Annotated in this window: 10 protein-coding genes; 9 read left to right on the forward strand and 1 reads right to left on the reverse strand. The window is 40.0% G+C overall.

The window, feature by feature from the left end:
- Positions 1-126 precede the first annotated feature (126 nt).
- From ACT3SX_RS12630 to ACT3SX_RS12665, 8 genes are all read left to right on the forward strand, one after another.
- Positions 127-1,080: a fatty acid desaturase family protein gene (locus tag ACT3SX_RS12630; RefSeq protein WP_442063387.1), complete on the forward strand. Its 954-nt coding sequence runs from the start codon at positions 127-129 to the stop codon at positions 1,078-1,080.
- Between the two features lie 134 nt (positions 1,081-1,214).
- Entirely contained in the window at positions 1,215-1,739 is a 525-nt protein-coding gene (locus ACT3SX_RS12635; protein ID WP_442063389.1) for a hypothetical protein, read from the forward strand.
- 20 nt (positions 1,740-1,759) lie between these two features.
- Positions 1,760-2,731 carry an epimerase gene (locus tag ACT3SX_RS12640; protein WP_442063391.1) on the forward strand — a complete coding sequence of 324 codons (972 nt, stop codon included), beginning with the start codon at positions 1,760-1,762 and terminating at the stop codon, positions 2,729-2,731.
- A gap of 58 nt (positions 2,732-2,789) precedes the next feature.
- The gene (locus ACT3SX_RS12645) at positions 2,790-3,272 is read left to right on the forward strand and encodes a hypothetical protein (protein WP_442063393.1); all 483 of its coding nucleotides are present in this window, start codon (positions 2,790-2,792) and stop codon (positions 3,270-3,272) included.
- A 65-nt stretch (positions 3,273-3,337) separates the two neighbouring features.
- Positions 3,338-3,880 (forward strand): hypothetical protein, encoded by a 543-nt coding sequence (locus tag ACT3SX_RS12650; RefSeq protein WP_442063395.1) that lies wholly within the window; start codon positions 3,338-3,340, stop codon positions 3,878-3,880.
- A 55-nt stretch (positions 3,881-3,935) separates the two neighbouring features.
- Entirely contained in the window at positions 3,936-4,439 is a 504-nt protein-coding gene (locus tag ACT3SX_RS12655; protein WP_442070016.1) for a hypothetical protein, read from the forward strand.
- Positions 4,440-4,579: 140 nt separating this feature from the next.
- Complete coding sequence (locus tag ACT3SX_RS12660) at positions 4,580-5,449, forward strand: fatty acid desaturase family protein (RefSeq protein WP_442070018.1); 870 nt, start codon at positions 4,580-4,582, stop codon at positions 5,447-5,449.
- A gap of 1 nt (position 5,450) precedes the next feature.
- The gene (locus tag ACT3SX_RS12665; RefSeq protein ID WP_442070020.1) at positions 5,451-5,912 is read left to right on the forward strand and encodes a thiol-disulfide oxidoreductase DCC family protein; all 462 of its coding nucleotides are present in this window, start codon (positions 5,451-5,453) and stop codon (positions 5,910-5,912) included.
- A 37-nt stretch (positions 5,913-5,949) separates the two neighbouring features.
- On the opposite strand, the gene ACT3SX_RS12670 is transcribed toward ACT3SX_RS12665, so the two are convergent.
- Positions 5,950-6,417, reverse strand: a complete 468-nt coding sequence (locus ACT3SX_RS12670; protein ID WP_442070022.1) for a hypothetical protein — start codon at positions 6,415-6,417, stop codon at positions 5,950-5,952.
- A gap of 265 nt (positions 6,418-6,682) precedes the next feature.
- Here ACT3SX_RS12670 and ACT3SX_RS12675 point away from each other — a divergent pair, with 265 nt between their 5' ends.
- Positions 6,683-7,078 carry a hypothetical protein gene (locus tag ACT3SX_RS12675; protein WP_442070024.1) on the forward strand — a complete coding sequence of 132 codons (396 nt, stop codon included), beginning with the start codon at positions 6,683-6,685 and terminating at the stop codon, positions 7,076-7,078.
- The last annotated feature ends 116 nt before the right edge of the window (positions 7,079-7,194 follow it).

Genomic DNA, 7,194 nt, shown 5'->3' on the forward strand with positions numbered 1-7,194 from the left:
TAAGTGAAAATTTCTGTTTAGACAGAAATTTATGTAATAAATATAAAAGCTAGTCAAGATCAAGCGATACGAGTTTTAGTAAGAATCGCAGCAATAAGAAACAGTAACGACAAATGGGTGCGTAAAATGAATGCAAATAAGACACACGCTAATAAAGAGCAATCCATTAAAAATGCAATGGCCTCAGTTGAGTGGCAGGATTTGCGCCAACTAACGCGTGCTCAAACTGCTTATAACCTCATTTTGCCTTATCCATTTTTATTGCTGTCTTGGTGGTTCGCTAGCCAGTCTTGGTATGTGATGGCATGTGGCGCTTCTTATTTGTTTTTCGCTGCTGCTTTTCGCCAAGCGCACGATGGTTATCACCATAGCTTGGGCGTGAGCAAACGCACCGTTACCGGCATATTGTTACTGCTCAGTGTACTATTGATGACCAGTTTGCATAGTATCCGAGCCACTCACATGGAACATCACCGCAATCCGTTAGGTGACAGTGATATCGAAGGCCGTTTGGCAAAAGGTTCGTGGTGGCAAGCCATGCTTGGCGGCATAGCATATCGATTGGATATTTACCGCCAAGGACTGCGGCTTAGCAGTCGCCGCAATCAGCGTATCGCTTGGTTAGAGTTTGGCCTGATTGCCCTTGTTATTATCACGGCGCTGGTATTGGCTGTGCTTCCTATGGCGGTTCCTGCTATTGCAACCTTGACTCAAGTATTGATATACCACTTACTGACGATGATGTTGGCCAATGCCAGCGTGGGCATCATCGCTGTGTGGGGTGTGCATCATGATTGTGATGAAACAATCGCTCGAACTGAGCGCAATCCTGTAGTTAATTTGCTGACCTTCAATTTACTTTATCACGTCGAGCATCACCTCTTTCCTGCTGTGCCGTCCAATCATTTACCTGAGCTTGCCAAGCGTTTAGATGTAGCAGCGCCGCATCTGACCAAAGCACATGTATTGCCAAATATGACGGCTGTCATAGAATCTATAAATAATTATGCGAGTAAGTTAAAAGATAAAAATCAAAATAGTAATGACAGTGAATGTCCTATTCGTAAGCATTTTGCTTAGTAGAATGGGTAGGCATGTCAGCATTGCCAAAAGCAAAAATAAGAGGTGCGTTTAAATAAGACAAATCACTATCCATCAATTATCCATAGTAATTTCATTGGCTTTGCCAACGCCATATTTATACTAAATTAACGATGACTGTTAATGAGATAAATAGAATGAAAACGAATAATAGTTTAGGTGCGTATCCTTATCTACAAGTGATTATTTTGTTTGCAGGGCTTGGTAGCTTGGTTGGTGGAATGGTAGCGCAGCTGTTTTTATTATTCATCTTTAGAGATGCTGATTTTGCTCAAATTGGTTACCAGCCATTACTGTACGTCGGCTTACTTGGTTTTATCCCTGCTTTATTAACAGGTGTTATCGTTGCTAGTCAAAAGGTATGGCGCGGTGATCGTAAAAGTATAAGAACGACATTCTTAACTGGTTTTATAACTTCAGCATGTTATATGGGTGCAATCGTTTTGTATTTAGGCATAAACTCATTGATAGAAGTGGGTGTATTATTCACATTCATGATGGCTATAGGATTGTTTGGTGGCATCAACTCAGCGATTGCTAGCCTTATTGCTTTACCAAAAGTATGTAAAAGTCATTTTGATATAAAGGCTAAAAAAGAAGACGATAACTATAACGGGTTAAGTTTTACTGAAAAATAATACACATTAGGGAGTAGGGCATGAATATTCTAATTAGTGGCGGTTCAGGGTTTTTGGGTAGTGCGTTCAGCAAAGAGATTCAGAAACGTTATCAAACGGCTGATAGAGAATTACATATTACTTGGCTGACACGTGACAGCAGCCAAGAACATCCTAATGATATTGACATGATGACTTATGACGAACTCTCAAAAACAGACAATACCTTTGATATGATTTTGAACCTAGCCGGTGCAGGTATTGCTGATACGCGTTGGAGTGATGAGCGTAAAGAGCAGCTGCTTGCGAGCCGTATTAAACCTACCGAGTCAATACTGGAGTTTATTGCCCGTACCAGTATCAAGCCCAAGCTGCTAGTCAGTGGCTCAGCGATTGGCTGGTATGGTGTACAAGGTGATACACCACTGACCGAAAGTAGCAACTACAAAACAGATTTTGCCCACCAGTTGTGTGAGCAATGGGAGCAGCTCGCTTTGACGGCAACCGGGTATGGTGTACCTGTGGCCATCGTACGAACTGGTGTGGTGATTCATCCTGAGGGTGGCATGGTTGGCAAGCTTTTGACACCGTTTAAAATGGGCGCTGGTGGTCAGTTGGGCGATGGTCAGCAGGTCATGAGTTGGGTCAGCCGTGAAGACTGGGTAGGGGCGACGATATTTATCATTGAGCAGCACCTTACTGGTAAGCACGATAGTGGTGCTGATACTGTACATGATAACGCCTTGCAGACTACCAGTGATACACCAGGGTTTGTATATAACCTCACGTCGCCAAACCCCGTAAACAATCATACTTTTACTAAAACGCTTGGGGCATGGCTGCATCGTCCGACCTTTTTTACCTTACCTAAATTTTTACTCAAGCTGATGTTTGGTGAGATGTCGATGCTATTAATTGATGGTCAAAAAGTATTGCCGCAAGTATTACAGGACGCAGGTTATGAGTTTCAGCAGCCAACGCTAAAGCAAGCGTTAACAGAGCAGAAGTCATAAATGACTAGGTAACTGTTTCATGTGAAACATTTTTTTAGGCTCATTAGTAGAAAATATCATGACAAGTCTAACGAACGAGATCAAAGAATCATCTTATCCATTTAATCGAGTGGGATGGGGCTATAGCCTACTAGGTGGTAGCACTGGTGGTCTAATGGTTGGTACGTTATTTATATTTGATTATCCAGGAATAGAGTTATTATTAATATTTATTGTTTCATCGATAGTACTTGGTGCTGTGTTTGGTCTAATACCTTCTATAATTACAGGGGTTTGGGTAGTCAAAAATGAAATGAAAATACAAGGTGCTGAAGATTACTGTAAGTTATTTTTAATGGGCTTTTTAGTCAGTTCCACTTACGCTGTATCAGTTGTGCTGCTTAATTACTATATATTCGAATGGTTTCTGATGGACAGTTTTTCTTTACAGCTATTCTCATTCACAGGAGGTATGGGGCTGCTGGGAGGACTTAGTAGTATGATTCTAGGTAAATTACTACTATCGAAAGAAAAGACATTGCAAAACTTTGATAACTTTTAGATAAGTATAAGGTTTTAAATTGAAAATACTTAATAAGTTTCATGTGAAACAAAATAGAGGTCTTTATGAGTAAGACTAATAGCAACGCCACTGTTGATAAGCTAAAAACTGATAAGCAAATAGTCGTATCTTTAAAGAAAAAAGAAGAGCGAAATATAGGAGGTTCAGTTTTAACTATGTCTGAATCTGATTATCCTTACTTTAGAGTAATGGGGTTTTATGCGTTACTCGGTGGCATTTTTGGCGGAATAGCTTTAGATTTATCTATGGTAATTATTAGTTTAATTACACAGAATTCTATTGAAACATTTATGTTTCAACGTTCAGTAGAATGGTTTTTTAGAGCTTTGTTACTTGTTGGAATAATGGGGTTTCTACCTGCGTTACTAACTGGCTTTATGGCATGCTTATTTAAGATGTATTTTGATTCAATAAAAAAGGCGGTACTATTATTTATAATTGGTTTTGTAAGCACTTTTATATACATGGTGTTGTTTACTCTAGATAAAGATTTTATAGATGTCGCTGTGATGCTTTTTCTATTTTGCTGTAATGGTGGTGCAATCGCTGTAATAATAGGCTGGTTTGTACTACCTAAACATGAATAAAATTTATCTATTTATTTCACTTTTGACAGAAATTAAATAAAACAAGGGAGGGTGTATGGATATTATTGAGAGCGGCGCTACAGTTGCGGTACCAAACTACCCAACCGGTAGAGTAATAGGGCTTTATGGATTGTTAGGCGGTGCAATAGGTAGCTCAATTATTGGCTTACCTATTACTATAATAGGTGTAATAGCAGGCGCGATAACACCTGCTGGTTTTGGTGTGATGCAAGCTGTGGCAATCTTATTCAGTATTATTATACTTGGAAGCCTGATTGGTTTATTACCTTCACTAGTCACAGGAGTGGTTATCTGCCATTTTCAGATATACTTTGATTCATCTAATGAAGTATTACCCTTGTTTATCATCGGTTGTCTTAGCACTTTTATCGTATTCCTAGCCATAATTTTATTATCAACAGGGCTTCCGTCTGGCGCTTTAGATAACATTATATTATCAGGTGTAGCTATAGTAGCACTCTTTTTGCCTGTTAGTATCCTAGGCGGGATCAGCGCTATCGTCACAGGATGGGTTGTATTACCTAAGCACGAATACTGATCATAAATACTAAGTATAAATAAAAATTTGTCTTTTTATTTCACTTTTGACAGAAGTAAAATAAATAACACTAAGCAAGTTAAATTAAGTGGTCGCGCTAGTAAGACAGCTACTACTTATCATCAAGCAAGGAGAACATCATGCGTCATCCTTCGTTAGCCAGTATTAAATGGCAAGATTTGCGTCAACTTAGTCTGAGAGAGACTGTTTATAATATTTTTTTATCATTACCTTTTCTATTATTGTCATGGTGGAGCGCATGGCAAGGGTGGTGGTTACTTGCACTTGTGGCGACATTTTTCTTTTTTACTGCCGCACTAAGACAAGCGCATGATTGTTATCATCGAACGCTAGGAGTAGGGAGAGTTGCCACCGAGCTCATGCTGTTTTTTCTCAGTATCACAATGCTCTGTAGCACACATGCTATTCGGCATACTCATCTCAACCATCATCGAGATCCGCTTGGCGACAGTGATGTTGAGGGTAACTGGGCACGCTTGCCATGGTATAAGGCGATATTAGGTGGCGGGTTGTTCTCGATTGCGATTCAGTGGTTTGGATTGACGCATGGTAGCCGCCGTAATCGTATGCTGGTCGGCATTGATATGTTGCTCATTTTCGCAGTAATTGCCACTGCTTTTATCACGATGTATCCAGTGTTGATTTATCACGTGTTGGTGATGATATTGGCCAATACCATGGTGGGATTTTTTGCGGTATGGAGCGTACATCATGGTTGCGATGAGGTGGTATATGCTCGCAGTGAGCGCCAACCGCTCATCAATCTACTGACGTTTAATTTGCTCTATCACATTGAGCACCATCTATTTCCAGCGGTGCCGACCAATCACTTACCGATACTGGCTAAGCGCTTAGATACCGCAGCCCCGCAATGGACGCAGCAGCCTGTCATCCCCTTATTAGCACCAGTCAATAAGTATTCAGTAGTTAACACGACCGAAAAAGTTAATAGCCTTGATGCTGATGTATCACTTATAAAGGAGTTTTAACATGATTATCCAAAACCATATCAACAGCTATAGAGAGCAGGCGAGTTTATCCATCACGATGTACTACGATGATGCCTGCGTGATATGCAGCACCGAGGCGCATAATATGAAAAAACGTCAACCGGAAAAGATACGCTTAGTTCCTGTAGTGGATGGACTGGATGAGTTAGCGGTAGCAGGATTCAGCTGTGAGGATGCGATGACCTATATGTGCATAAAAGACAGCTATGGCAATTGGTACACACATATGGATGCCGTAAGACTTTTATACAAAACGGGTGGCGTTAAGTGGTCACCGTTGTTGTTTTTGCCAGTGATCAAGCAACTGGGTAACTTTGGCTATCCATATGTCGCTCGCAATCGTTATAGAATTCCAAACTGGGTGACCAAGATGATATATGGTACAGCAGTCGTGCAAGCGTGTGAAAATGGCGTCTGTAAAATAGCACCAGATAAACGCTAAGGCAGTGCAAAATGTAACCCGTATCGCTGTATTTATTTTATAGTGGGTCGATTATAGTACGTGCTTTCTTATTTGATACCAAAAGCACGATAAGGCTGATAACCCCGACGCATAATGACAGTAAAGCGCCTGTTATTAACGTCATAACCAAGCTTGATAAAAAAGGTTGGTGATAATCCAAGCCTAACAGTTCAGCAATATAGCTAGCAGCTATCCCTGCCAAAATCTCTGGTGATATAAAAGGAGCAATAGGCATGGCCAGATTTAGAACCTGTAACCCTGCTTTTATATAGACGCCTGTCTGTAACGCTGCTATAAACCGATGCAATTGGTGTTTGCGTGCAAAATCATCAAGCAATGTATAAAACACAATAAAGCAGCCTATGCCTGCCACCATACCGCCTATAGATAACCAAGAATTACCGTTTAATGCAACTCCCCATACAAAGCCCGCGATGGCACTGATACAAACCCAAAGTGTCCAAAAACCCCAGCGTTTATTCATTTTTCACCTTTATTATTGTCTGCAAGATTCTGATGATAAATCATACGATTTTATTTAACGGATATTCGTGTAAAAGCTATGGAATATTGATGGAATATGGGCTAAGCACCAAAAACAAGCTATTTTTATCGTAAGATAATCTCATTCTATCTGAGTAGATTTTACTATGTGGTACTTCATTGTTTTCACTCAATTACTTTCCTTTATGACTTGTATTTTGCTTTGCTGGTTTATCAAACCAAATCGGCAGAGTAGAAAGATTATTTTGGCTATAAGCGTTTTTATCGTTAATAATGTTTTTCTCATTTATGGTCTAAGCGATTTTTGGGGCGAGCGTTTTAACGTTTATTTAGTTATCAATATTTTACAAGGCTTTATGTTCTATGCAGGTATAGCCACTGCTGTATTATCACTCTTTTTTAATAAATTATTAAAGTGTCAGTCGCGTCCTAAGCTGATACGTGTGTTTGCGCTTACGGCTTATGTAGCTATTGTCAGCTTGGCTGTATTTAATGCTTACTCGCCTGTGGTACATCGTTTGACAGTGACGACAGATAAGCCGCTGAATAAGCCTATGACTATAGCATTAGTGTCTGATACTCATTGGGGAAGATGGTTTGGTAATCAACAAATAGATAAATTGGGGAAGATGGTTTGGTAATCAACAAATAGATAAGTTGGTAGCTATAGTTGATGCACAAAATCCTGATATCGTCGTCATAGCAGGCGATATCATGCATGACACGATGATTGCTTATGACAACACAAATATGCACG

This window comes from Psychrobacter sp. AOP31-B2-9 (assembly GCF_052378005.1).
In the GTDB taxonomy this organism is placed as follows: domain Bacteria; phylum Pseudomonadota; class Gammaproteobacteria; order Pseudomonadales; family Moraxellaceae; genus Psychrobacter.